The organism is Variovorax sp. RTB1 (genome assembly GCF_035018765.1).
GTDB lineage: Bacteria > Pseudomonadota > Gammaproteobacteria > Burkholderiales > Burkholderiaceae_C > Variovorax.
Genome location: NZ_JASJXG010000060.1, coordinates 1 through 25,314 on the forward strand (window position 1 = coordinate 1; position 25,314 = coordinate 25,314).

General features: G+C 62.1%; 28 protein-coding genes. 10 read left to right on the forward strand and 18 right to left on the reverse strand.

The window, feature by feature from the left end; all coding sequences use genetic code 11:
* The 6 genes from QN397_RS23730 to QN397_RS23755 all read left to right on the forward strand — a co-directional run.
* A partial coding sequence (locus QN397_RS23730) for a PadR family transcriptional regulator (RefSeq protein ID WP_323502098.1) occupies positions 1 to 344 on the forward strand: 344 nt, incomplete at its 5' end.
* The gene (locus tag QN397_RS23735) at positions 344 to 1,198 is read left to right on the forward strand and encodes a siderophore-interacting protein (protein ID WP_323496243.1); all 855 of its coding nucleotides are present in this window, start codon (positions 344 to 346) and stop codon (positions 1,196 to 1,198) included. The genes QN397_RS23730 and QN397_RS23735, both read left to right, overlap by 1 nt.
* 173 nt (positions 1,199 to 1,371) lie before the next feature.
* A complete protein-coding gene (locus QN397_RS23740) occupies positions 1,372 to 1,899 on the forward strand; it encodes a hypothetical protein (protein ID WP_323496245.1) in 528 nt (175 codons plus the stop codon).
* Between the two features lie 180 nt (positions 1,900 to 2,079).
* Positions 2,080 to 4,755 carry a DNA mismatch repair protein MutS gene (mutS, locus tag QN397_RS23745; protein ID WP_323496246.1) on the forward strand — a complete coding sequence of 892 codons (2,676 nt, stop codon included), beginning with the start codon at positions 2,080 to 2,082 and terminating at the stop codon, positions 4,753 to 4,755.
* 28 nt (positions 4,756 to 4,783) lie between these two features.
* On the forward strand, positions 4,784 to 5,623 hold the full coding sequence (locus QN397_RS23750; protein ID WP_323496247.1) for a proteasome-type protease: 840 nt from the start codon (positions 4,784 to 4,786) through the stop codon (positions 5,621 to 5,623).
* A 20-nt stretch (positions 5,624 to 5,643) separates the two neighbouring features.
* Positions 5,644 to 6,459: an alpha/beta hydrolase gene (locus QN397_RS23755; RefSeq protein WP_323496290.1), complete on the forward strand. Its 816-nt coding sequence runs from the start codon at positions 5,644 to 5,646 to the stop codon at positions 6,457 to 6,459.
* 53 nt (positions 6,460 to 6,512) lie between these two features.
* Here the strand turns inward: QN397_RS23755 and QN397_RS23760 are convergent, their stop codons facing one another.
* The 4 genes from QN397_RS23760 to QN397_RS23775 all read right to left on the reverse strand — a co-directional run bounded on the left by QN397_RS23760 (position 6,513) and on the right by QN397_RS23775 (position 10,231).
* A complete protein-coding gene (locus tag QN397_RS23760) occupies positions 6,513 to 7,337 on the reverse strand; it encodes an undecaprenyl-diphosphate phosphatase (protein ID WP_323496248.1) in 825 nt (274 codons plus the stop codon).
* A gap of 42 nt (positions 7,338 to 7,379) precedes the next feature.
* Positions 7,380 to 8,318: a LysR family transcriptional regulator gene (locus tag QN397_RS23765; protein WP_323496249.1), complete on the reverse strand. Its 939-nt coding sequence runs from the start codon at positions 8,316 to 8,318 to the stop codon at positions 7,380 to 7,382.
* Entirely contained in the window at positions 8,318 to 9,202 is an 885-nt protein-coding gene (locus QN397_RS23770) for a LysR family transcriptional regulator (RefSeq protein WP_323496250.1), read from the reverse strand. Before QN397_RS23770 ends, QN397_RS23765 begins: the two co-directional genes overlap by 1 nt.
* 315 nt (positions 9,203 to 9,517) lie before the next feature.
* The gene (locus tag QN397_RS23775) at positions 9,518 to 10,231 is read right to left on the reverse strand and encodes an O-methyltransferase (RefSeq protein WP_323496251.1); all 714 of its coding nucleotides are present in this window, start codon (positions 10,229 to 10,231) and stop codon (positions 9,518 to 9,520) included.
* 68 nt (positions 10,232 to 10,299) lie between these two features.
* Between QN397_RS23775 and QN397_RS23780 the strand changes: the two genes are divergently transcribed.
* Positions 10,300 to 10,932 (forward strand): class I SAM-dependent methyltransferase, encoded by a 633-nt coding sequence (locus QN397_RS23780; RefSeq protein WP_323496252.1) that lies wholly within the window; start codon positions 10,300 to 10,302, stop codon positions 10,930 to 10,932.
* Between the two features lie 71 nt (positions 10,933 to 11,003).
* On the opposite strand, the gene QN397_RS23785 is transcribed toward QN397_RS23780, so the two are convergent.
* Genes QN397_RS23785 through QN397_RS23795 form a run of 3 tightly spaced genes read right to left on the reverse strand, consistent with a single transcriptional unit; the run spans position 11,004 to position 13,617 of the window.
* Positions 11,004 to 12,785 carry a DUF5672 family protein gene (locus QN397_RS23785; RefSeq protein ID WP_323496253.1) on the reverse strand — a complete coding sequence of 594 codons (1,782 nt, stop codon included), beginning with the start codon at positions 12,783 to 12,785 and terminating at the stop codon, positions 11,004 to 11,006.
* Positions 12,786 to 12,807: 22 nt separating this feature from the next.
* Complete coding sequence (locus tag QN397_RS23790) at positions 12,808 to 13,389, reverse strand: hypothetical protein (protein ID WP_323496254.1); 582 nt, start codon at positions 13,387 to 13,389, stop codon at positions 12,808 to 12,810.
* Between the two features lie 3 nt (positions 13,390 to 13,392).
* A complete protein-coding gene (locus QN397_RS23795; protein ID WP_323496255.1) occupies positions 13,393 to 13,617 on the reverse strand; it encodes a DUF2827 family protein in 225 nt (74 codons plus the stop codon).
* A gap of 28 nt (positions 13,618 to 13,645) precedes the next feature.
* Here QN397_RS23795 and QN397_RS23800 point away from each other — a divergent pair, with 28 nt between their 5' ends.
* From QN397_RS23800 to QN397_RS23810, 3 genes are read left to right on the forward strand one after another with little or no spacing between them, the layout of a single operon-like run.
* The gene (locus tag QN397_RS23800) at positions 13,646 to 13,858 is read left to right on the forward strand and encodes a DUF2827 family protein (protein WP_323496291.1); all 213 of its coding nucleotides are present in this window, start codon (positions 13,646 to 13,648) and stop codon (positions 13,856 to 13,858) included.
* A 32-nt stretch (positions 13,859 to 13,890) separates the two neighbouring features.
* Positions 13,891 to 14,751 carry a hypothetical protein gene (locus QN397_RS23805; protein WP_323496256.1) on the forward strand — a complete coding sequence of 287 codons (861 nt, stop codon included), beginning with the start codon at positions 13,891 to 13,893 and terminating at the stop codon, positions 14,749 to 14,751.
* Positions 14,752 to 14,771: 20 nt separating this feature from the next.
* Positions 14,772 to 15,281, forward strand: coding sequence for a response regulator transcription factor (locus tag QN397_RS23810; RefSeq protein WP_323502099.1), 510 nt, complete (start codon positions 14,772 to 14,774; stop codon positions 15,279 to 15,281).
* Here the strand turns inward: QN397_RS23810 and QN397_RS23815 are convergent.
* The 11 genes from QN397_RS23815 to QN397_RS23865 all read right to left on the reverse strand — a co-directional run bounded on the left by QN397_RS23815 (position 15,199) and on the right by QN397_RS23865 (position 25,224).
* A complete protein-coding gene (locus tag QN397_RS23815) occupies positions 15,199 to 16,947 on the reverse strand; it encodes a secretin N-terminal domain-containing protein (RefSeq protein ID WP_323502101.1) in 1,749 nt (582 codons plus the stop codon). The two genes, QN397_RS23810 and QN397_RS23815, sit on opposite strands and share 83 nt — an antisense overlap.
* Before the next feature lie 68 nt (positions 16,948 to 17,015).
* Positions 17,016 to 17,552 carry a hypothetical protein gene (locus QN397_RS23820; RefSeq protein WP_323496259.1) on the reverse strand — a complete coding sequence of 179 codons (537 nt, stop codon included), beginning with the start codon at positions 17,550 to 17,552 and terminating at the stop codon, positions 17,016 to 17,018.
* Positions 17,549 to 18,214, reverse strand: coding sequence for a hypothetical protein (locus QN397_RS23825; RefSeq protein ID WP_323496260.1), 666 nt, complete (start codon positions 18,212 to 18,214; stop codon positions 17,549 to 17,551). The genes QN397_RS23820 and QN397_RS23825 overlap by 4 nt, the downstream gene beginning before the upstream one ends.
* Positions 18,211 to 18,780, reverse strand: coding sequence for a PilN domain-containing protein (locus QN397_RS23830; RefSeq protein WP_323496261.1), 570 nt, complete (start codon positions 18,778 to 18,780; stop codon positions 18,211 to 18,213). The genes QN397_RS23825 and QN397_RS23830 overlap by 4 nt, the downstream gene beginning before the upstream one ends.
* Positions 18,781 to 18,910: 130 nt before the next feature.
* Positions 18,911 to 19,903, reverse strand: coding sequence for a hypothetical protein (locus QN397_RS23835; RefSeq protein WP_323496262.1), 993 nt, complete (start codon positions 19,901 to 19,903; stop codon positions 18,911 to 18,913).
* A 9-nt stretch (positions 19,904 to 19,912) separates the two neighbouring features.
* On the reverse strand, positions 19,913 to 22,597 hold the full coding sequence (locus QN397_RS23840; protein ID WP_323496263.1) for a DUF6701 domain-containing protein: 2,685 nt from the start codon (positions 22,595 to 22,597) through the stop codon (positions 19,913 to 19,915).
* Positions 22,594 to 23,025 carry a hypothetical protein gene (locus QN397_RS23845; RefSeq protein ID WP_323496264.1) on the reverse strand — a complete coding sequence of 144 codons (432 nt, stop codon included), beginning with the start codon at positions 23,023 to 23,025 and terminating at the stop codon, positions 22,594 to 22,596. The genes QN397_RS23840 and QN397_RS23845 overlap by 4 nt, the downstream gene beginning before the upstream one ends.
* A complete protein-coding gene (locus tag QN397_RS23850) occupies positions 23,022 to 23,852 on the reverse strand; it encodes a type II secretion system protein (protein WP_323496265.1) in 831 nt (276 codons plus the stop codon). Before QN397_RS23850 ends, QN397_RS23845 begins: the two co-directional genes overlap by 4 nt.
* A 15-nt stretch (positions 23,853 to 23,867) precedes the next feature.
* Positions 23,868 to 24,332, reverse strand: a complete 465-nt coding sequence (locus tag QN397_RS23855; RefSeq protein WP_323496266.1) for a type II secretion system protein — start codon at positions 24,330 to 24,332, stop codon at positions 23,868 to 23,870.
* On the reverse strand, positions 24,325 to 24,816 hold the full coding sequence (locus QN397_RS26820; protein WP_416352159.1) for a pilus assembly FimT family protein: 492 nt from the start codon (positions 24,814 to 24,816) through the stop codon (positions 24,325 to 24,327). The genes QN397_RS23855 and QN397_RS26820 overlap by 8 nt, the downstream gene beginning before the upstream one ends.
* A 45-nt stretch (positions 24,817 to 24,861) precedes the next feature.
* Complete coding sequence (locus tag QN397_RS23865; protein WP_323496268.1) at positions 24,862 to 25,224, reverse strand: type II secretion system protein; 363 nt, start codon at positions 25,222 to 25,224, stop codon at positions 24,862 to 24,864.
* Between the last annotated feature and the right edge of the window lie 90 nt (positions 25,225 to 25,314).

Below are 25,314 nucleotides of genomic sequence, written 5' to 3' on the forward strand. Positions count from 1 at the left end.
CCGGCATCGTCTACCCGACCCTGACGCTGCTCGAAGAGCTGGGCTACGTCAGCGTCAATGCTGCCGATGAAGGTGGCCGCAAGCGCTACAGCATCACTGCAGCAGGCACCGAGTTCCTGACCGCCAATCGCGACACAGCCGACGCGATGATGGCGCGTATGAACGGCGGAGTCGACGGTGCGGGGCCACGCGGCGGCCGTCCGCCGCAAGTCGTTCGTGCCCTCGAGAACCTGAAGCTGGCGATGCGCATGCGCCTGTCGTCGCGAGAACCGATGACCGATGCGCAGGCCCATGCCTTCGCTGCCGTGCTCGACAGCGCGGCGCAACAACTGGAGCGCATTTGATGAGCGACACGACAACCGCTTCGATCGCAGACGCCTTGCCGAAAAGCGCGCCTGATCGACTGCCGCGCCGCGTGCGCCACGCGCTTCGGTTCCGAAAGCTCAAAGTGCGCAGCGTGCAGCGCGTAACCCCGCATCTGATACGCATCACCGTCGACGGCGAGTCGCTCGCGGGCTTCACCAGTCCAGGCTTCGATGACCACGCGAAGCTCTTCTTTCCCGACGCGGCGACCGGCGAGTTGACCTTGCCGACCGCCGGCCCCGAAGGTCCGATCTGGCCCGAGGGCCGCAAGCCGACCATGCGCGACTACACGCCGGGCCGCTTCGACGCCGTCGCCGGCACGCTTGAGTTCGACTTCGCGCTGCATGACGCCGGCCCCGCGACGCAATGGGCCGAGCGCGCCAAGCCGGGCGATGTGCTCGGCGTCGGAGGACCACGTGGCTCTTTCATCGTTCCAACCGATTTCGACTGGCATTTGCTGATCGGCGACGACACCGCATTGCCGGCGATCGCACGGCGCCTTGCCGAGTTGCCACGCAACGCCCGCGCGATCGTGCTGGCGGAAGTCGACGGGCCGGACGATCAGATCGCTTTCGAGACGCATGCCGAGCTGACAGTCCAATGGGTGCATCGCGGCGGCGCCGCGCCGGGCACGTCGACGTTGCTACTCGACACGCTGCGCGGCCTTATGTTTCCGGCAGGCGACTTTCATGCGTGGGTGGCATGCGAATCTTCCGCAGCCAAAGCCTTGCGTGCGCTCCTCGTCGGCGAGCGTGGTGCCAACCCGAAATGGACGCGTGCGTCAGGCTATTGGCGCAAGGGCGCCGCGGCAACGCACGACACCCACGAAGAGTAAAAATCCAGCGGCTCACTACTACAACATGTCGCAAACCGTCTGCAATAGGCCGTTCGGCGATTGGCAACTGAATACCAAAGAACTAGGATCAAACCCTTGGGAGCGGGCAACAGAAGAGGAACAACAGCGAATCGGCGTCGTCGCGCTTTTCGCAACTGCAGAAAGGGAACCACATGGGATCCGATCTCGAAAAATGGCAATTCGTTGCGACGGTGATCGTGGGCGGTCTGGTGGTTCTCGGGCTGGTCGGCTTCGGCTGGAATCGCATCGCGGCCCGTCGCCGTTCCCAATACCTTATCGCCGCAGCGCGGGTGCGCTCCGGCTATGTTCCAGGTGGCTTGCCGACCGTGCGAGGCGGGCCTACAGGCTCCACCGGCATGGGAGAACTCGGCCCGGCGAGTGCGCCACAGCTGCTGGCCGCCAACGAAGGTGAATTCGAAGAAATGGTCGATGAGCAACCGCTCATTCGCATCCGCTATCTAGACGCGCTGTCCAGGAAGGTCAGTGCCGAGCTGCAGGTCGAGCATCTGGATATTCACAAGCGTCTAGTCGTCGGTTATTGCGACCATCCCGGCGACACGCGGCGCATTCCCCTGCGCAATATCGTCGGTGCGCGCATTGCCGAAACCGGCCAGCGCTTCGATGTCGACACGTGGGTCGACGCGGTGCGCGTCGCACGGCGTCGCCGCGGACAGGGCTGAGCCGACGACAACGGCGACGCTGCTCATACCCCGACCTCTTCGACGTTCGCCAGGTGCATTGAGTGCATCGCCGATGGTGAGTGCCGCATCCAGCGTCGTCTCGGCGCTGGCCACGTCGTTGACCAGGAAGCAGAAGCGGTGGGTGAAGTCTCGACAAAGACATGATCCAATCCTCGCTCCATGCCCGCCTCATCCCCTGCGCCGACCCCTGCCGCGACCCCTGCAGACTACTCAGCTCACACACCCATGATGGCGCAATATCTGCGCCTCAAATCGGACTTCCCGGAGACGCTTCTCTTCTACCGGATGGGCGATTTCTACGAGCTCTTCTACGCCGACGCAGAGAAGGCCGTGCGCCTGCTCGACATCACGCTGACGCAGCGCGGCAACTCTGCAGGTGCGCCGGTGGTCATGGCGGGCGTGCCGTTCCACGCGGTCGATACCTACCTGGCGCGACTCATCAGGCTGGGCGAATCGGTAGCGATCTGCGAGCAGATCGGCGAGGTCGGTGCGACCAAGGGGCCGGTCGAGCGCAAGGTGATGCGGGTGGTCACCCCCGGCACGTTGACCGATGCCGAGTTGCTCAACGACAAAAGCGAGTCGATGCTGCTCGCGGTGCACGCCGGTACGCGCAACGTGTGCGGGCTGGCCTGGCTCAGCGTGACGGGTGCCGAGTTGCGTCTTGCGGAGTGCGCGGCCGACGCGCTCGAAAGCTGGATCGCGCGCATCGCGCCGAGCGAGTTGATCTACAGCGCCGAAGTGACGACGACCTTTGAGCAGCGCCTCAAAGCCGCGCGCACGGCCACGCCATTCACGCTCTCCATCCGGCCTGCCTGGCAGTTCGATGGCGGACTCGGCGAGCGCAAGCTCAGCCAGCAGATGGGCAGCAACAGCCTCGCTGCGTGGAACGCCGAAGGTCTCCCCAACGCGCATGCTGCCGCGGCCGCACTGCTCGGCTATGCGGAACATACGCAAGGCCGCGCGCTGCCGCATGTGCAACGACTTTCGGTCGAGCGCGATGGCGAATTGATCGAGCTGCCGCCCACGACGCGCCGCAATCTCGAACTCGTGCAGACCTTGCGCGGGGAAGACTCGCCGACGCTGTTCTCGTTGCTCGACACCTGCATGACCGGCATGGGAAGCCGCCTGCTGAAGCGATGGCTGCTGTCGCCGCGCCGCGACCGCGATGAGGCGCAGGCGCGCCTCGAAACCATCGCCGCGCTGCAGACGAGTGCACCCGGCAGCACCGCTGCACCATGGCGCACGTTGCGGGAGCAACTGAAGAACATCAGCGATATAGAGCGCATCGCTGCCCGCATTGCGCTGCGCCAGGTGCGCCCTCGCGAGTTGGTCGCGCTGCGTCTTGCGCTGTCGAAGGCGGAGCAACTGGCGCCATCGTTGCCGGGCGTTGCGGTTCTGCTCAATCAGATCTCGGAGCATTGCAAGCCGCCCGAAGGCTGCGTCGATCTGCTGGCGCAAGCCATCAAGCCCGACCCGTCGGCGCTGGTGCGCGATGGCGGCATCATCGCCACCGGCCACGATGCCGAGCTCGACGAGCTGCGCGCCATCAGCGAGAACTGCGACGATTTTTTGCTGCAGCTCGAAGTGCGCGAACGAGAGCGCACCGGTATCACCAACTTGCGCGTGCAGTTCAACCGTGTGCACGGCTTCTACATCGAGGTGACGCAAAGCGCGCTCGGCAAGGTGCCTGACGACTACCGCCGTCGCCAGACGCTGAAGAACGCGGAGCGCTTCATCACGCCCGAACTCAAGGCCTTCGAAGACAAGGCGCTGTCGGCACAAGATCGTTCCCTGGCGCGCGAGAAGTACCTCTACGAACAGCTGCTCGATGCGCTGCAGCCATCGATCGCACCTTTGACACGGCTTGCCACTGCCATCGCGACGCTAGACGCGCTGTGCGCGCTGGCCGAGCGCTCGTACAGCCTGCATTGGCGCGCGCCGAGTTTCGTATCGCATCCGTGCATCGAGATCGAAAAGGGCCGGCATCCTGTGGTGGAGGCTCGGCTGGCCGAGAAGTCGTCGGGCGCCTTCATCGCCAACGATACGCAGCTCGGGCCGCAGCAGCGCATGCAGGTCATCACGGGGCCGAACATGGGTGGCAAGTCGACCTACATGCGGCAGGTCGCGATCATCGTGTTGCTCGCTTCGATCGGCTCGCACGTCCCGGCCGCGGCTTGTCGGCTCGGACCGATCGATGCGATCCACACGCGCATCGGTGCCGCCGACGACCTGGCCAACGCGCAGTCGACCTTCATGCTCGAGATGACGGAAGCCGCGCAAATCCTGCACAGCGCCAGCGCCCAATCGCTCGTGCTGATGGACGAGATCGGCCGCGGCACGAGCACCTTCGACGGCCTCGCGCTGGCCGCCGGTATCGCGGCGCAGTTGCACGACCGGACGCGGGCCTTCACGCTCTTCGCCACGCATTACTTCGAGCTCACCGAGTTTCCGGCAACGCACCATGCCGCGGTCAACATGCACGTGAGCGCCACCGAGAGCACGAAGAACGGGGGCCGCGACATCGTCTTTTTGCACGAGATGCAACCCGGCCCGGCCAGCAAGAGCTACGGCATCCAGGTCGCACGGCTGGCGGGCATGCCGGCCGCAGTGGTCAACCATGCGCGTCAGGCGCTCGATGCGCTGGAGGCGCAACAGACGCAAAGCCGGGCACAAGTCGACCTGTTCGCGGCGCCGCCAGCCACCGCTGCGCCCGAGGTGAGCGCCGTAGAATCCGCGCTGGCGGCGCTCGACCCCGACGCGATGAGCCCACGCGAGGCGCTCGATGCGCTCTACACACTTCAAAAATTGAACACGCGCGAACGCGGGGCCGCATGAGCTGGCCCGGTTCGTGCGGCAAGACTCCATGACTTATTGCGTAGGCATCAAACTCAACGCCGGACTGGTGTTTCTCTCCGACTCCCGCACCAATGCGGGCGTGGATCACATCAGTACCTTCCGCAAAATGATCGTCTACGAGCAGCCGGGCGATCGCGTCATGGTGCTGCTGTCGGCAGGCAACCTGAGCATTTCGCAGTCGGTCCGCGAGATCCTGCAAATCGAGGAGCTGCGCGAGATCGGCGAAAACGGTCAACCCGGACCGCCCATCACCATCTGGAACGCCAAAAGCATGTTCGATGCCGCGCGGGTGTTGGGCTCGGCGGTACGCCATGTGTACGACCGCGATGCCGAAGCGCTCAAGCACGCAGGCCTCGACTTCAACGTGTCGTTCATCTTCGGCGGCCAGGTGCGCGGCGAAGGCATGCGGTTGTTCCTGGTCTACGCCGCCGGCAACTTCATCGAAGCGACAACCGAGACGCCCTACTTCCAGGTCGGCGAGTCGAAGTACGGCAAGCCCGTGCTCGACCGCGTTCTCACACCCGAAACGCCGCTGGACGAAGCCGCCAAGTGCGCGCTGGTGTCGATGGACTCGACCATGAAGTCGAACCTGTCGGTCGGCCTGCCGCTCGACCTCGTCGTCTACGAAGCCAACAAGCTAGAAACCGATCGCGTGATCTGCATCGATGCCGAAAATCCGTACTACCGGATGATGCACAACAGCTGGGGCCAGAAGCTGCGCGAAGTGTTCGACAGCATCGAAGACCCGGTGTGGGACGACGCAGCCAGCGCGCACCCGCTGAAGATGCCAGCGGCCCGGCACAGCGCGCTGCGCAAGATCTCGACGCCGGAAGAAAAGCTGATCTGAACACGACGTTGGCGCCGGGCTTGCCATCGGTCGTTTTCTCGCACGGCAACAGCTTTCCGGCAAGTACCTACCGGGTGATGCTCGACAGCCTGCGCAGCCGCGGCTTCGCGGTCGATGCCGTCGAAAAGTTCGGGCACGACCCGGCGTATCCGGTCACCGACAACTGGCCGCATCTGGTCGAACAACTCGCCGACTTCGCGCGACGCCAGGTCGACACATCAGGCGGTCCGGTGTTTCTGGTCGGCCATTCGCTCGGCGGCTTTTTGAGCCTGATGTGCGCTGCACGTCATCCCGAGTTAGCCAAAGGCGTCGTGCTGCTCGATTCGCCGTTGATCGGTGGATGGCGCGCGAACACACTCAATCTCGTCAAGCGAACGCCGCTCCTCAAAAGCATGTCGCCCAGCGTCGTGAGCCGCAAGCGGAAGAACAGCTGGCAAGACCGCGACGCGGTCTTCGAACACTTCAAGAGCAAGAAGGTGTTCGCGAAGTGGGACGAACAGGTACTGCGCGACTACATCGACCACGGCACGCTCGAAACCGCGGCCGAAACTGATGCCGCACGCACCCTGAGCTTCGACCGCGATGTCGAGACGGCCATCTACGACACGCTGCCGCACAACTTGAGCACGTTGCTGCGCGGCCATCCGCTCCAATGCAAAGTCGCATTCGTGGGCGGGCGTCAATCGGTCGAGATGAGACGCGCCGGCATGGCGATGACCGAGAAAGTCACCAAGGGCCGACTGACCCTGCTCGACGGCACGCACCTCTTCCCAATGGAAAAGCCGATAGCAACTGCAGCGGCTGTCGAGGCCTCGTTGCGTAATCTTTTGGGCTGAGCTGCCGACTCCGACTTCAGGTCGGCCTGAGCTTGCGCCTTGCAGAGGCGAAGTTATTCCGCCCAGACCACCATCCCGCTCCATGCGGTCGCCAGCACCACGATGCCGAAGGCGATGCGATACCAGGCGAACGGCACGAAGTTGTGCGTGCTGATGTACTTCAGCAGCCAGCGCACACAGAGCCATGCGCTGATGAACGCGAACACGAGGCCGACCAAAAAGAGCGGAATGTCAGCTACGGACAGCAGCGCGCGTTCTTTGTAGAGGCTGTACACGCTCGCACCGATCAAGGTCGGGATCGCCAGAAAGAACGAATAGTCGGTCGCCGCTTGCCGGCTGAGCCCGAGCAACATGCCGCCGATGATGGTCGATCCGCTGCGACTGGTGCCCGGAATCATCGCGAAACATTGCACCAGCCCGACCTTGAGCGCATCCCACGGCGTCATGTCGTCGACGTGCTCGACGCGCACAGTGCCCGGCGGCCGCTTCTCGGCCCACAGAATGATGAAGCCGCCGATGATGAAGGTGCTGGCCACCACGATAGGGATGAACAGGTGCGCCTTGATCGCCTTGCCGAACAAGAGCCCCAACACCACCGCTGGCAAAAATCCGATGAGCACGTTGAGCGCCAGCCGGCGAGCCTTGGGCTGCCGCGGCAACGCCACGATGGTCGACTGGATCTTCTGCCAATACACGAGGACGACCGCGAAGATGGCGCCGGTCTGGATCGCGATGTCGAAGACCTTGGCCTTGTCGTCGTCGAAGCCGAGAAGTGAGCCCGCCAATATGAGGTGGCCGGTCGAAGAGATCGGCAAAAATTCGGTCAGACCCTCGACGATGCCCATGACCACGGCCTTCACCAGCAAAACGATATCCACAAGCACTCCTTGAAAGTGTGCCGATTATCGCGAGCCGCGCGTTCAGGTTCTGCTCAGCCGACCCGAAGCGTCGCCCCCGGCATTCACATCGGCGAACGACAACGCGCTCGCCAGGTAGTCGATGAAGAGCTTGGTCTTGGGCGATACGAGGCGCGACGGCAGCAGCGCATACACAGGGACGCTCGCCATTTGCCAATCGGCCAGCACGCGTACGCCAGTGCGTGCAGCCTCCGAAAATGCCCCCGGATACACCGGCAGAGCCGCGATGCCGTGGCCCTGGTTGACCAGTTGATGCGCCATCTGCACCTGGTTGGTAGACAGTCGGCCAGCGACTCTCACATCGACCTTTTGATCGCCTTTGCTGAAGGTCCAGGTGGTACCGCCCGGAGGCTTTTCCAGGAGGATGCAGGCGTGGGCCTCGAGGTCCTGGGGGCGGTTCAGCGCCGGCGCGCCGGCAAGATAGTCGGGCGCCGCGAAAACGTGTTGCGCAATCGCACCCAGCGGCCGTGCAATCAGAAATTGCTCATGCACGGGGCCGACCCGTATCGCCACATCCACTCGCATGACAGACGGATCGACGGCCTCCGGACACAGGTCGATTTCGAGTTCTATGGCCGGATGCGCGCGGATGAAGTCACCTAGAAGCGGTGAGATCCAGCTATTTCCAAAATCGGGCGGCATGGACACGACGAGCCGTCCCTGCGTACTGGCGGCCGCCGCAACGGTTTCTGCGTAGACCGAATGCACGGCGGCCACCAGCGGCTTGGCGCGTGCGAAATAGATTTGCCCATCAGCCGTAAGCTGGATTGATCGGCCACCCCGCATCGTCAGCTTGGTGCCCGTCCATCGTTCGAGGGCACTGAGGCGTTTCGAGACCATCACGACCGGAATACCCAACTGCGCACCCGCGCGTGCAAGGCTGCCCAGTTCGCCGACGGCCACGAACGCGGCAATATCCTGGAGTTGATCGAGCGAATCCATCAGACCGTGGCGCTTCGACGCAACCTTGATTCGAGCCATTCGACAAACACACGGCCTTTGCGCAGTGACGACTTTTCGCTGACTACTGCGCTGAGCGCCATGGGCGGCAGCTCCCAATCGCACAGCACGGGGACCAATGCGCCAGCAGCCGGCGGGCCCGCCGCCATGTGAGCCGGCAGTGCGGCAATTCCGAAATCTTCGCTGGCAAAACGCGCACGCAAAGAAACACTGTTGGTCGCGAGGGTGCCCCTTACCTGGACGGAAGCGCGCAAATCGTTGTGTTGCAGTTGCCAAACGTTCAGGCCGGGATCACGTCCCTCGACGATGCAGTTGTGAGCGCAGAGGTCGGTTGGCACCAGCAGCGGTGCTGACTTTGCCAAGTAGCGCTCCGACGCATAGAGCCGCCATTGCACCGTGCCAACGGCTCGCACGAGCGCGCCTGTGGGAGGCGTGGCGTCGACGGGACCCAACTGCAGAGCGACGTCATGGCGACTCGGCTCGTCCGTGGCATGCCGCGCCGAAAGATTCAATTCGAGCTCCAGCTTGGGATGGCGTTGAATAAACTCGGAAATGATCCCGGTCAAAAATCCGAGCCCGCATTCTGCCGGGGTTGCAACTACCAATCGACCCGACAGCTGCTGCTCGACCGCCCTGAAGGCGTCGTGCAACCGCAACGCGTCGAGCGTCAAGGCCTCGCTGCGAGCGAAGTAATCGGCACCTGCCTCGGTCAATTGGATGCGACGCGTCGAGCGCTGCAACAGGCGAACACCCATCGCGGATTCGATGGCTGTGAGGCGCCTTGATAGCGTTGAGGGCGCCACGCACAGCGTCTTGCCCGCCTCTGTGAGACTGCGCGCGCGCGCGACTTCGACGAAGACGGCCATATCCTGAATTGTTCCGAGTGCGCCCAAATCGAAGTCTCCCTGCAGGTGCTATTTAAAAGTGCCCACCCGGGCCTTTTTGAACACTTCGATGCGTCGGATGACGTGATCAAGCGTTCGGTTAGTTACCACGGGAGCAGACTGAAACTTTATTCGATCATTGTTAACTCACCAATAAAAATCGGCAGCCGAGTCGGCATTTAGCGTCAAATCGCCAACTTATTCCGCAACTGAAGAATTGTAAATAATTTCATTACAATTTAATTGCAACTGATTAACTATTGATTGCCAACCTTTCGTATCTTCAAATACGTTCATTCAATTTCCGTTCCAGTCGATCAAGCCCGAACCGCTCCAGTGCCCGAACGAAGTGATGTCGAACTTGGGTCGGGTCACGCGGCGCCAGATACCGACCATGTTCATCACGCGGATATCGTCGAAAAAAACGATCGGATCACGTCGAAGAGAGAGCGTTGCCAGATTGGCCAGGATGTTCGCTTCGGTCACCCCGTCTTTGGGTCCATCGATAAAAATGAAGTCGGCCGCCTCGAAGAGCTCCCGGTAGGGCTCGATGCCTCCCGGCGCGGAAACATCGGCGAGCACCTGCGACATCCGCCGCTCGCTAAAGTCTTTTTCTTGCAACCACGTCTGCTCGAAGCTGTCCCACGGAACGAGGTCAAAAGTGACAACGCGCCCGTCAGGCCGCAGTCCCTCCAATATCGCCACCGTACCCATGCCGGTGAACGTACCGATCTCGATGACCGTGCTGGCATGGAGTGTCTTGACGATTGCAGCGAGCAGTCGGTAGTGCTCGCCGGGCCACGTTTCGAACCAGCGTGGTTCAGCCGACATTCGCCCTTCAAAGATGGGCAGTCTCGTCTTGCACGTTTGGGGCAGGACATCGACGACGAGGTCGAGCAAACGCTGACTGGGCTTTGCCGGATCGTCATCCATGCTGGCAATTACCGAAAGCTCTTTGTGACGCGCTGGCATGTCGACAAATTGCCGCGCTAAAAGATCTGGAACAACCATGATGAGTCCTTGAGGAATGGGCGCATGTGCGTGTAAAAATTGATCTTCGAAAATTCAGGGAGACGGCATTGAATCAAGGCACTCACGCTTACGCATTCACGAACGATTGGTTCGATGTGGTGAAGCCCGTCTGGGAAGGCCTTATTCCTCAGATCAAGCCGCAACGCATTCTTGAAATCGGCTCTTACGAGGGCGCCAGCGCCTGCTATCTCATCGACAGGCTGACGCCCGATCATGCGATCGAAATCCATTGTGTGGACACATGGACGGGCGGTGTCGAGCATCTGGACGGCATCACCAACATGAGTGAGGTCGAGGCAAAATTCCATGCCAACACGGCACTCGCCATTCGCAATGCGCCTAGTGCGGTTAACTTGGTGGTGCACAAGGGACTCTCCGACGTTTGTCTCGCTCAGCTCGTCGCCCAGGGTCACGCCGAGACATTCGACTTCATCTACGTCGACGGCTCGCACCAAGCCCCCGACGTGCTGGCAGACGCGGTGCTGGGCTTCAAGTTGCTGCGGGTCGGTGGCGTCATGATCTTCGACGACTACCTCTGGGCCGAAGAGCTTCCTCTTGGCCGAGATCCGCTGCGATGCCCAAAAATTGCAGTCGACGCGTTCGTCAATTGCTACTTCAGGAAGCTGCAAATACTGCGGGCGCCGCTGTATCAGCTGTACGTGCAAAAGACGTCCGTCTGACGCTGGCGCAGCAATGCGAGTGACCGCTTCCGTTCCGCACACTCTTTTGTCCGTTCTTCTATCTGCTCTTCTCACGGCGCCAGAAACAAGTGCTGGAGACCGGGTTGATCGGCCATCCAGCGCGGTGCCTCGGCCGGGCTGACAACCTTCCAGACATAACCGGGCCTTCCGTACAGATCCAGCCCCGATGCCGTGAGAGCGCCAATGTCGACAGTCGCGAGAATATCGGGCGTGTTGTATTCCTGGTGCGCGAAAGTCGATATCTTGCGGCGCACGTCTTCGTCGCTCATTCCCATGTACGACAGATGCCAGCCCGCGTCGCCTATCAACATCGCGGGCTGCACGCCGTTGCGCACTTCCATCCGCAATCGGTCCGGCGTGGTCGTATCCAGTCGGACGCGTGTTGCAGCGACGGTCCAGATGCTCGCTACTTCGGGGCCTTCGACGTTGCGATAGTTCGCATAGAAATAGTAGAACGCCAGACTCAGGCCGAAGACATCGTGCGCAACCTCGTCGCGCATCATGCAAACCACGTCTGCGCGCGGTATTTCGTCGACATCCGAAATCATGACAAGGTCGTTGGGGTCCGCGTCGGCAAGACCTCGCATCACCTGATTGCGCTGAAATTTTTCGCGAACCCAATGCCCCGTTTGCGGCTTGTCGAGAAGCCAGTCTTTCTGCGAAGACTGCACCGTGCCAGAGACCGCCGCTGCTTCATCCTCGGGCATATCGTGAACCACGATGTAGCGGAGCCGCGCAGCGAACGGTGCAAAGCGCACATCGCACGCATCGAAGGTCAAGGACTTCGGCTCTCCGTTGAATGTGCAATCGGCCTCGACGATGACGAAGAAATCGACGACGGCAGACAGTTCGTTCAGACGCGCCGCAAGAATGTCGTCTTCGCCGTTGTACGTAAAGCAATCAAACACCTTTCGCGTGTGCAAGGGTAGCCCGCCGGGAGCGCGCAGCACAGGCGAAGTTTCTGCAGCGAACTCGATGCGATAGCCATTGCGCTCGAACATCATGAGAATGTCTCGCTCGCCGTACCAGTTGTCGAGTTGCGACAACGGAATGCCGCAACCGACAGTGAGCGGTGCGACGCTGGTGAGTCGACGCACCTTGGCATGGTGACCGAACAGCTGCATGGCGTCGTAACCATGATGAAGTGACGGCCCGGCGTGCTCTATGGAAAAACTGCGTGCTGTATCTATCGATGCGAAGCGCATACCGATTTTCTCGAGAGCCGGTCGCAACACGCCACTCAACTGCACGTCTTCGAGCAACGCGTTGTTGTGCCATCGCATCCGCAGCGGATCGCCATCGACGGCATCCGGCGGCGGTATCTCAACGCGAATATGCCGGTGGTCCACCAACGCCCGCATGAAGCGCTGGCTCCGCAGGCTGAACCCCCCGTTTTGCACTGGGGTCACGCTATGCCCGGGTTCCTTGCTCTCGTGTGTCCACTCGAAACTGTTCTTCCAGTAACTGCCTTTCGGCGTAACGATATGCGCCAGATGAATCGGCGCACCGATGTAGTCACAGTCCAGGAAGTCTTCGCGCCAGTTGGCGGCGTTGACGACCCAGCCGTCTTCCTGCACGACCAGCGCGAATTCGGTGTCGATCACCCGCCAGAGGGCGAACATCATGAACCAGCTGTACTCGTGGTAGTTCATGGATGCCACCGTCAAGTGACGAATGCCCTTCGCAAGGTCCGGAGGACGGACCGGGCTGCACAAGAGCGCTCGGCATCCATGCATTTGAGCCAGGCTGTGCTGCAAGGCAAGCGCTGCGCCGGTCGCGTCCGCCAGGCCATTGACCGAGACGAGTGTGATCTGGCGAAAGGCTTGGGTCATGACGTGGCTCCAATAGTCCGCTTCAGCGACGCGCCGGAACGGCCGATGGGTCTTTCCAATTGAACTCGACATAGCGTCGAATCACCAGACAGCCGGGCGGTGAGTCGATCAGCGACACCGACGATGTCGGATCCTTGCCATCGGTGTAGACGGCAAAGTTGGGAAGCAGTTGCGTTCGACGGTAGCCGACCAGTTCTTGCTGCGCAACGCTCTGGCAAGTAAAGGGCGCGACGGAGATCCGTTCCGCCTGCACCGAGCAGGCACCATCGGCTTCAGGGATGGCCGTGATCGACATGGCAGCGCCGCCGTTGGCGTACTCCATGCCGATCATCGCGAAGGTGGCGCTGTCGTTGGTGCGCTTGCGATCCCAATCGAGCAGCACGTCGTTCGCCTTTGCGCCCTGCACTGCCGCCGACGACAGGCGTTGCAACGCGGGCAGGCAGCGCTTCAAGCCGACGTTGGCAGCCGCAGCCGCAAGCGCGTTCACGGGTGCTGCAGCCTGTGGCGGTGGCACCAGGACTCCTTGCGCCACTGCGGACACAACGCCCGCGAGAAGCAGTACGCCCAGCGTAAGCCTGCGGAGAAAAACCGGCCGAAGTGTCATCGCTCAAACCTCCTTGTAAAGCGCGTCGATGGCCGCCGTGTATGTCCGCACGTTGACCTCGCTTTCAGGGTCGAGCTTGCGCAAGAACTGTTGTGCCCGAAGCCGGTGAAGCTCGATGTCGCGGTCGTGCTCGGCAAATGCGCGCTGCAATGCGACTCCACCCTCCTCGCAGTCGAAACCGTCGTAGTAATAGCCGCAGTCGTCGACCAATTTCGAGTTATGAATCAAGGGATACGCGCTGGTTCACAACGCACACCTGTGCGCCGACCTTGGCTACTACTACACCGGCAACGATGTCGAAGCCGGCAGCGCACGCCTGCTCGAAGCCATCGACATGCACGATGTGCACGCCGATGCCTATCGCGACACCCAACGCACACGCATCGCGCGCTACCTTCCGGGCAACGCCGATATCACGGCAACCTACAGCAAGCTGCTCAATGAAGTCGTTCAGCGGCCAAGCAGATGAGCCCCACTTTTTTTGATGTACCGGACTCCAACATGGCCGCAGCCGCAGATCTCAAAGACATCTATCCCATCGTCGTCACGCCGAGCCACGACGGCAAGTTCTTCCAGAACTACGTGCTGTCGCTGCTCAACTTCACCGTGCAGGCGCATGTTCGAGGCATGCGCCTGCAAGTGATGCTGCACCAGGGCGAAAGCCTGGTGACCAGGGCGCGCAACAACTGCGTGGCGTCGTTCCTCGCCAACCCGGAATGGACGCACCTGTTCTGGATCGATTCGGACATCGGATTTTCTGCAGACGCGGCTTTCAGAGTGCTGCAATCCGGCTACGACATCGCTGCAGGCGTGTACCCGCTCAAGCGTGATAACTGGCCGGTCGAGGGAGTTTCTGCCGGCACTACGCAGCAGCAATTCGAAGCCGGCTTCACGCGCTATACGGTCAACACCAAAGCACCGGAAGGCAGCGAACAACTCGATATCGTGGTGCAGCCCGATGGCTTTATCAAACTGTCCGAGGCACCAACGGGATTCATGGTCATCAAGCGCAGCGTGTTCGAGCGTCTGATCACCGCATACCCCGAGTTCAACTATGTGCCCGACAGCATCGGCGTGCCGGACCAGGGCTTGCACTATCGATTTTTCGATGTGATGGTCGATCCCAAGACACGTCGCTACTTGTCTGAAGACTACGGCTTCTGTCGCCTGTGGGAGGCACTGGGCGAGTCGATCTATGTCGATGCGAACTCCAACCTGACGCATCAGGGCGCAAAGCTCTACAAAGGCGACTTTGCGAGCTCGCTGCTGACCTCGCTGCCGCACGCGGTGGGCGCACCTCTGGGAACCACGATGCATTTGAAGGGTGCGGAGTATCTGAAGTCGAACATGTCAGCGCCATGAGTCACATGAATTTGAAGCGCTTGGAGCGCGGGCAGACGCACGCTACAGGCGGCGCGGCCAGAAACCCATTCATGCGCATAGCGATTTTCGAAGAAGAACTGCCCCAGATGCAGCTGCTGGTTGCAACGCTGGCGCAGCAGATCAGCACTGACGCGGGAGTCATCTCTTGCACGCAATTCAGAGATGCCAAAGCGCTGCAACTGGCTCTGTCCGAGGGCTGTTTATTCGACCTGTTAATCCTCGACTACAACTATGAAGAGTTCGGTGGCCTTGCACTGTTGCGCTGGTTGCGTACGCATCAGAAGTCGACGGTCCCGGTCATCATGTTGAGTCAGCGCAACTCCGAGCGCGACATCGCCGACTCACTGTCTGCAGGGGCCGACGATTTCATGGCCAAGCCGTTCAGACCAATCGATCTCATGGCGAGAATCGAGCGCTTTCTAACGATCATGGAGGTGGCACGCGGCCGGGACGCACACCCGTCGTGCCATCGCCGTCAAGACGGATCACGCGCGGTCGTGCAGCGCTAATGTCGTCGAGCGCGACCCGCGCTCGAGCGGTCTGCGCCTCCCAGTCCTGAGCGGTACGGATCAGCGTGGGTTTGATCAGGACCACGACTTCCTTTTTTCGTCCCGTCCGCATGCGGTTCCCCAGCAAGGTTCCAAGTACCGGCAAGTCGCCAGTGCCCGGCAGACCCGACGCCCCACTGCTCGACTCCATGTGCATCAAGCCACCGATCGCGACGATGCTGCCATCCCTGATCCGCACCAGCGTATCGCTTTCATTGACACTGCTGGAGGCTAGCGGCAAGCGATAGCTGCCAATGCTTCCCAGATCGATCTGGGTCGTTTTCTGGATCACGGTGGTGACCGATGGATGAACGTGCAGCGTGATGTTGGCGCCCTCGTCGATCTGCGGCGTGACATCCAGCGATATGCCCGAGAAAAACGGTGTCAGCGTCAGGGATGGCAGCGTAGTGCCCCCGCTCGACCCGAACAGCGAACTCGAAGCCACCGTGCCCCCGGCGACGTTCGTCACGAAGAAGTCTTCCGATCCGACTTTCAGAATCGCCTTCTGGTTATTCAGCGTGGCGATGCGCGGGCTCGACAGGATCTGCACATCACCCTGCGTTTCGAGAAAGCCCAGCACGGCCTGAAAGCCGGTACCCGCCAACGCCAGACCGAACAACCCAGTGCCGGCGGCTGGCAGCGAGACACCCCCGGGCAGCGCCGACGCCACCCCGGCTGCAAAGCCCGGTAATACGGTGCTCGACCCGCTGATCAATCCGTTGCCGGCAGCACCGCTGAGCGTACCGAACGCACCGGTGACGTTCCCGCTTTTTCTGAGTGCCGACCAGTCGATGCCGCTCTGATAGCCCTCACTCAACTCGACCTCGACGATCTTCGCCTCGAGCATGACCTGGCGCTCGACGGCGACCTGCGCGGCCTTGAGGAATTTATCTACCTGTTGCAACTCGTCCGGCATGGCGCGCACGGCCATGATCCCAGCCTGCGGGCTGGCGATGACGTTGCGTCCGACGCCCTCTCCGATGAGCCCCCGCACGGCGATGGAGAGTTCGGTCCAGAAGTCGGTTTTGGAGGTGGTCGTGACGCGACTGCCTTCGTTTTGCTGTGTACCGCTCGCGCCTCCGCCTGCCCCGCTGCCCGCCGCCGTGCGACCCGCCGCAGCGGCCTGTAGCGCACTGCCTGGTGACAACCGCAGATCGGTGCTGCCGACACGCTGCGACTGCGGATAGTTGACGGTAAAAATTCGGGTTTGCAACGTCGGCGCATAGATCGTGATGCGACGGCCTTCGATCTTGAAGTCATAGCCATAGACATCGCGAATGGATTCCAGCGCTTCGGACAGCGTGACGCCACGCAACGTCACCGAGAGCGTGCCGACGACATCGGGATGCATCAGCATGCTGTATCGCGTGTCGGCCACGAGAGCCAGAAAGACCTCGCGTGCCGGAGCATTGTTCACCAGTAAATCCAGCACGGGTTCGCGTTCCACGGGGGCGGCCGGTGCCGCGGGCGCAGGCTCGCTGGCAGGCAGCACGGCCAGCGCAGGCGGCGCGCCCGGCAGTGCGGCCGGCGGCAAGCCAGCGCGCGCTGCATCCAGCACGTCTGCACCCAGCACGGCGGGCCGCATGGCGCAGCCGGAGAGTGCGGCGATGCAGAGGCCTGCTGCCAAGGCGCAGAGCGACCGTGGGAACCTGGGGCGTGCGCCGCATTCAGTCTTGGAAAGTTGAATGAGAGATGTCATCTTGTGGGGTGTGAAGTCTTGGGCCCAACTTCGGCTGGGACGGGGGCACAGGGAACGCCGGGCAATCCCTTGGCTGATGGGGCTGAGGCAGTGCAGGCCGGGGCCGAAAATTCCGTGGCGACCGGCATGGCGAGCCGGCGCTGCACATTGGGAAATCTCGACATCTTGTACAGCGCCACACCATCCCGGAACCACACTTCGGTCTCCCGAATACGCTCGATGCGTATCGCGCCAAAGCTCTGTCCTTCGGCATACAGGTGTGCATCGAGCACGACATAGAGCCGCCCCTGGCGTTCGACGAGGGCGAGCGGACCGTTCACCAGCGCCAGGGTTTTGAGGACGCGGGCATTGGGTGCAGATGCGCCGCCGTCCGTGGCAAACCCCGCAGGCGGCAAAGTTGGTACAGGCGGCCGAGTGGGATCGCGCAGACCTTGTGCAACCGCAATATGGCTCCACAGAAAAAAGCACAGCGCCGCGCCGAGCGACCAACGTCGGACGACACCGGCATGCATGGCTGATGGGTCTCGCTTCATGGCACCCTCGTCTCGACCACATACAACTGCAGCGTCAGTTCGGGCGGTCCCTTATCGCTGCGCAACCACATGGTGCCCCATCGCACTTGTGGCAGTGCCTGCTCCAGCGTTCCGACGTATCTCACCAGCTCGGCATAGGGGCCCGTCACCGTCAATTCGACCCCGCGCCGCACCACGCCATCGGGCAGCGACTCGACCGGGCCGGCACGCGCCGCTGCCGGAGAAGCTGCCGCGTTCATGGTGTTGGTGTGGAGCAATGTGAGACCGTCGTGGCGGTGCAGCAAATGGACCAGCAATTGCGTCAGTGGTGTTGTCGGTGTGCCCTGTGTGGCCGCAGGAGACGACAACCCCCGCAGGGTTTCGCGCCCGCTCGCCAACCGCGCGTCGACCTCGGCAAGCTCGCCGCGCACGGCGGCTTGGGTGGCCACCGGCCGGGCCACGGCGGCAAGGTCGGCACGCGCCTTCTGCAGTTCCATTCCTTGTCGGTCGAGGTTGTCCAGCAGCCGCCGATGCGCGTCTTGCGCGGGCGCGAGCCAAGCCCAGTTTGCCAACGCACCGACACAGGCCAGCGTCGTGACGAACAACAGAATTCGCTCGCGCAAACTGATGGCATCGATGCGTGCGGCTCGCGGGGTCCACCACTGCATGAACCCGGGACTCATCTCGATTCTCCCTCCGCGCTGGATGGCGGATCGAGGCTCTTGACCATGCTGAACGACCAGACCGGATGCAACGCGTCGGCTGGCGCGCCGGGGGCGGCGACGACCTTGGCCACGTTGATTGCCGCAAGTTGCTGGCCCACCAACAAGGGACTCGCTGCGAGCTGGTCGATCCACGCGTTGAGCGCGGCCGGATCAAAGGTAAAGCCACTGATTTCGAGGCGTTCCGCATCGGCCTTGACCAAGGTCACCCAAGCCGAGGGCGGGATGCTGCGCGCAACCAGCGCGAGCCTTGAGGCATGGCCCTCGCCCGGGCGAAAAACGCCTTCATGCAGCGCGTCCAGAGTGTCCTCCAACTGGCTCAATTCACCGCGCCGCACTTTAAGTTGTTGCTGCAGCGCTATTTCTGCAGGCATCGCCGCAGCCTGTCTTTGTCGCACGGTCAGGCGCACACCTTCGAGCACCTGCGTACCTGTCCGAAGCGCTTGGCTCGCTGCCTCGTTCTGACGGTGAAGACTTGTCACCTCGTAAAGGCAGAACGCTGCGCCCACGAGCGTCAGCGCGCCCAAGGCCTGCAACATGAAGAGGGCCGAAAAAGGGCGCCTCTGAGTCGACAGGACGGCCGTTTGGAGATTATTTGCTGCGGCATGGATGGGAATGCGGTGTGTGCTCAGTTCGTCGTGAGTTGATGCATTTCGCCTATAAGGACGACTTGCCTTCAGTTCGCAACATCAACCCCAGTAACGGCAGGCAAAGCGCTTCGTCAGAGACCGGCTCAGCTTTGAACTCCGGGAATTCAGCCGCGATATCCATCGGCTGCACCGTCTGCCCGAGCTGCTGCGTCAGCCAGCTCGCCAGCGCTTCACTGCGAGTCCCGGCGTAGAGCCAGATTCGATCGAGGGGCAGGCTGACCCACATGCGGTCCCACAAGTCCAGTGAACGCTGCACCTCCAATAAAAACCGATCGGCACTGTCGTCCTCGTTGACCTCCCAAGCGCTTGCCAGGAAGTCTTTGGGAAGATCGAAGCGCCGCGCATAGAACAACTCGCCATCGGCACAGATCGTCAGCACCGCATGAAAAGAATCCAGTAATACCAGGGCAGCGTTGGCTCTGCCCGAGAGGCCTCGACCCCCGCGTAGCGCCAAGGCACTTTGCAGATTGCGCTGGGCCATTTCCTGGATGTCGATCACGGCAACGGTCCATTGCATAGCCTTCGACAAATCGACGATGCTCGCAATGACCGTTCGCTTTGCGGCCACGACAAACAGGTGCCCGGCAAGATGGCCGGCGCCGCGAGAACGGCCATCTCCCACCCGCATCACATCGACAGTGACGTCGTCTACCGGGGTGTCGAGCATTTTGACGACCTGATAACGGGCCGCCGCTCGCAACTCGTCGGGCGGCACTGCCGGCGTACGAATGCGCAGCAACTGATACTGCTCGGGACGCAGCATCACGCTGGCTTGAAAGCCATCCAGCTTCATTGTCTTCAACTTGCGGACCAGGGCGTCCAGACCTGAATTCGGTGCACCCGGCCCCTGGTCCTCGGCTACCCGCTCGACACCGGACCTGAGCACTTGGTGCCCATTGATGCCGCCGCGGCGCGCCAGTACATAAGCCAGGGCATGACCCGACCAGGACACCACGAGATGGTCGTTCGAAGCGGGGCGTTTGCGAAGCCAGCGAATCATGTCGGGCTCTCAGTAGTTTTCACGTCTGTAGACCAGTGGCGACTTGAAGATGCCGAACGTGGCACGCGCTACCGGACTGTTGCCGAACCACGGAACGCGTGCTGCGGTGGCAGGCGACGCCGCGCTGCTCACGCAGGTGTTTCCGTAGGCGACGGTCGTCACGTTGACCTGGAGGTCCACGCTGCCTGCATTGCCGATGCCCGGCCGGCTCAGTATCAAACCGCCGCCCGGCATTGCGCCAGACTGCAAGGTGAGGCTGCCGGTTGGGGACAGTCGTGTCGCGCAGGCGGACAACTGCTTGACGTAGTTGCCCATCACCACACTGGCCGCCGGAATTACCGTGCAACTGTCATCCACGTTGGTGACGTAATAGCCGCCCGTCGCCCAGTACTGTGCTTCGAGCGGCACGGGCAATGGCAGCAATTCAGAACCATAGGCATTCTTCATTTGCAGCCGTCCGTAGCGCAAGCGAGCGCCGTTACCCACCACCGTATTGCCGCTGACGCCAGCTTCACCATCGGAGGGCGCTGCATTGACCGTGATGACGGTTTCTGCAGCAGGTGCATCGGGCCGACCGACCTGATGCCGGGCCGACACCCGGGCGACGCCCTGGCCCCAGGTACCGACGGGCGCCGCGGCGCCACTGGTCAGTGTCGACCCTGCGGGCAGCGGCGTCGCACTGAAGCCGTAGTGGGCGTAGCGGGTCAGATCGAGCTTGGCAAAAACGCCCGAATAGTTTTGCGTCGTGCTGCCGGCCGAGTTCCTGGCCGTGACTGTGAACGCCGTGGCAAAGCCGTCTTGTCCGAAGTAGCTGAAGGCGGTGTTGGCCGTACACGCCGCGGTCAGCGCCGGCAAGCCCACCTCGAAATGATCCGGAGAAAACCGGCCGACCGACAACACCGCCTGGTTGGCCACGCTGCATCCGTATCTGCCATTGACCAGGGTGTCCGCCAGATTCTGATCATCGGCCGTGCTGGCGATGCAGTCCCCGTTGCCACTGTCGACCAGGGTGAACAGATCGTCGCGGTAGGCGCCTCCCGCCAGATAGAGGTAGCCCACTTCGCTATAAGTTGCGTTGGCGGCGGGCGCGTTGGCGACCAGCGTGGATGGCGCGAGAACGCCGACCACGCCTCCGCCCTGAACGCTCGCGTCCTGCGCGGGGTTCTGCGCGGTCAATTTGCTCGTATCGAGTGTCAACGTGCCCGCATAGCCGTTTGCACCTGGCGTGCTGGCGGAGAGGCCGAAGGCGGCTCCAGCCTTGATCGTCGGCAACGCAGCGGCAGACGGCGCGTTGGCAGTCGGTGTCGCCAGCAACGCGATGGCCGGAGGCCGCACTGCGAAGTTGTCGCCCGAGCAGCCCACGATGCTGGGTGACTGCGTGGCGTCGGTAACGCGGCAGCGCAAATTTCCATAGGCGCGGCCAAGGGTCACGGAGGCCGTTTTACGCCCCGAATCGGTCGCGCCGAAAGTCAGCGTCTGGGACACGCCCGGGCTCAGCGCGGCGCGACTGCTGCAAGCGGTCGTCCCGGTGCCGTCGACCAGTTCCAGCGTGACGGCCTTGCTGGGCCCGGCGGCGTAGCCTGTCGCGCGCGTGCCATCCGATTTGATTGCCGCAACATCGAACGTGAAGGCCGTGCCAGCCAGCTTGGTGTAGAGCGGATTTCGAAGTCCGGAATTGGCGACGGTGTTGTTGTAGGTCGCGCCCGTTTCCAGGCAGTCGAAACTGGCCACGGTAGAGGGCGCGGCAGGACAAATCAACGGCCCGGGAGTGACGCCCGAATTGTCTGTAAGGCAACTGGCGTCCTTGCCATTGCAGCAAATCGCATAGACCAGGCCGCCACCGCCCAGCGTGATGGCCCCGGCCCCGTTCATTGCAATGAGCCCGTCGACCCGGCCGTCGGCACCGACTGTGGTCGCACCGATTTGCGTCGTCACGTTGCCGCTGACGTGACTGTTCGCACCCAATGTGACGCCCCCCGTGTCTCCGACGGAGACCGAGCCACCCACGGTACTGTTGGCACCCAGGGTGACGGCATCGCTGACCGTGCTGATGCTGCCGCCCGTCGCAGCCGAGTCACCCAGGGTGACGTAGCCTCCGCCGGCAACCGTGATGGGTCCGCCCACTCGCGCCGACGCTCCGAGCACGACATACCCTTGATCGCGCGTGCTGACAGACCCCGATACCGCCGCTGAAACTCCCAGCGTCACATAGCCCGTCAGCGTGCTGATGTTGCCGCCCATCCGGGTCGATGCACCCAGCGTCACGTAGCCAGTTTGCGTACCGATGTTGCCGCTGAGGTTGCTGCCCTCGCCGACGGCGACCGCTCCGGCACCGAGCGTTTGCACGGTCGCGTTCATCGTGGAGCCGGCGCCCAGCGTCAAGGCACCATTCACCACCAGCGTCAGGTTGGACGCTGCCGAACCCGCGTTCAACAACACGCCGGCGCCGCCACCGAATGCACCGCTGAAGGTGATCGTTGCGGGCGTTGGTGCGGCAATGGTGACGGTGTCGCCCGCTGCCAGTGCCAACGCACCACATGCGTAACTGCCACCCGAGTTGTCGACGCAGCCTATCGGCAGATTTCCGGGAAAGACATAGTCCAGCGCGTACGCAGGAAGCGCGCACACCATCAGCACCGCCGCGCCGACCAGACGCCACGGCAAAAACCTGCGCGCGACTGAACGTGTCTTCATCGCTCGAACGACGCCGACACGCTGCGCTCGACAAAGCCGACATCGCCGACCGCGGCGCCGACAGGGGATGCAACGGAGGTCATCTGAAATATGCGGATGCTTGCACCTGCCTCGCTGTACGTCTGTGCGGTGCAGGTGACAACCAGCGAGAACCCGTCCAGCTGTGCGGGCGCCGCAGTTGTCGGGCAGGTGGGTGCCGGCGTCGTTGCAGGCGCCACCGGTGCTGTCGCGTTGACGGCCGCGACCACCCATTCCAGCCCCGCCCTCGAGGCCCAGTAAGCGCGCGAGCCCTGAATGTCCTGTGCCGAGGTGAGCTGCGCCGTATTGGAAATCGTCACCATGAAGCCGCCGAGCGCGGCCAGCGCGACGATCAGGAACAGCGCGGCGACAACGGCAAAGCCGCGCTGCGAGCGTGTTGCGGTCCTCATGGCGTATTGCTGACGTGGATGTCGTCGATCAGGCTCACGGTCTCTCCATGGTCCGTGAACTCGATGACCACTCGCGCCAGCGCGTTGCGCTCCTGATCCGAGCCACTGTAGAAGAACTGGCAGGCGCTGACATGGCGCGCGAGGATGGCGCCGGTCGTCGGGCAACTGCTGGAAAAAGTCGCGCTGGCCGTCCGGTAGACATTGCCGTCCCGGCACACATAGGCCACTACTTTCTCCGCTGCGGGGATCACCTGAAAGCGCTTGCTGGCGGACTCCAGTGGAAACTGTTTCGCGGAAATTGCGATGCCGGTTTCGACGGGTGCCGCGGACTCGCCTGTCACTGCGGTCACCATGGCCGTGTTGCTCTCCTGGTAGGCATCGGCGCCTGCAATGCCGAGGTTGTAAACGGCGATGACATCGCCCGCAACGATCCGTTGATCGACCGGTAGCGCAACGTTGCTGCCGAGCATGTTGAAGCTGGTGTCCGGAGTGGAAAAGTCCAATTTGTCACCATTCCCTGCAGCATCGGTATCGGCCCGATACCGCCCCCCCGTCTTGGTCGGAATGAATTCCAGGCATTGACCGGCTGGCGTCGTCGAAGGCGTGCGAATGCTGTTCGGCAGCGCGTTGTGCAGATCTCGGCCCATGCGGCGCAGCGTCGTATCGGCCACATCGGTGAGTGCCGCGCGCCGGGCGCTGGCGAAGTAGGCGTCGATCGGGCCCTTCACGAAAACAGCCACGGTCGCACCGATGACCCCCATCAAGACGATGACCATCGTCAACTCGATGAGCGTGAAGCCGCCTCCATGGCGCGCGCGAGAACTCATGGGCAATGACCTTTTCTAGTAATTGCTGCGGTAGCCGGACAAGCTCACTGCGCCCCCCGGACCGGTGACCGACACAGTGATCTTTTTGGCGGCTACACCGTTGAGGTCGGAAATGGACTCCACCGTGGTGGCAGGCGCTACGTTGTAGTTGGTCAAACCTGCCATCGGGACACCCGCCTGGTCCACGATGCCCGCGCTGGTGCCGTAGCCGGCGTAGTCATCGACGTCATCGAACTCGGCTCGCGAAGTCCCGGAATACCCTTCCGGTGGATTGCTGTAACTCTTGAGGAGGATTTCTTCCAGCAGCGATTCCGCGATAGCCATCGTCTGCTTGCGCACCATCGGGTCTGCGCTGGACTTTACGACCGTGTTCATGACCGAAAGGATGCCGGCGAGGCCCGCACTCACGATCACGATGAAGATGACGAGTTCGACCAGCGTGAAGCCGTGTTGCGACCCCGCCCGCACCGGGCTATTCATGCACATAGCCGGTCGAAGCCTCGACTGTGATGACGCCGTCCATGCTGCTGATCTGCAGCACTTGGCTTGCCAATGGCGCACCCGAGGCATCTACCGGCTGGCCCAGACCGTTGAAATTAAAATCGAACGGAATTGCGCTGTACGAAGCGCCCCCTTTGCCACTGACCGTGCCAGGTACGTCACCAGAAGGCCCGCGCAATGGCGTATCGCAGGTGCTGTGCGCAGGCAAGGCGCTGATGCGCAACGAGGCTGAATCGATCGTGAATGCAACGCACACGACGCGACGCTGGGCAATGGCCGTTTTTTGCGCGTACCGAAAAAGGGCCAATGTTTCGTCCTGCAGACCCCGTGCGTTGAAGGCAGAAGTATTGAACATGCGTGGTGCGATGAACATTGACAATGCGCTCACCAGCACCACGACCGTCACCAATTCAATCAGCGTAAAGCCCTGCTGCTGTCGGAAGCGACGTGAACTGCATCCCACGGCTTCGGCAATAACAAAAAGCTTGCCGCTGATCGCGAATTACAACTAATTGCTCATCGACCAGTCGACAGCTGGCGTAGAGTTGCCGTCCGTATTAGTGACGGTGCAGGCAGGGGCCGTTCCGCCCACGCCAAAATTCGTCGGCAGCGTATTTGTCAACAGCGCTGGCACACCCAAGCAGGTTGTCACTAGAGCCGTTGCTGAATTAGCCCGGTTGGCAGCGTAGTTGATGGCCGAAGCCGAGGCCAACGCTCCAGCAACGCCCTTGGACGCCGCAGTGGCAGCGTCAGTCTTGAATTCGATATATTTTGGAATGGCGACAGCGGACAGAATTCCGATCAGCACCACGACGATGACAAGCTCGATCAGGGTGAAGCCGCTCTGGCGACCCAGTTGTGTTTTATTCATAAATTGGCAGTTCTTAAAAGGGGATATTGCTTCCGACGACGGTGCGGCAGATATGCATCTATAGCAACGAATTTTAAGTAACAACTATAT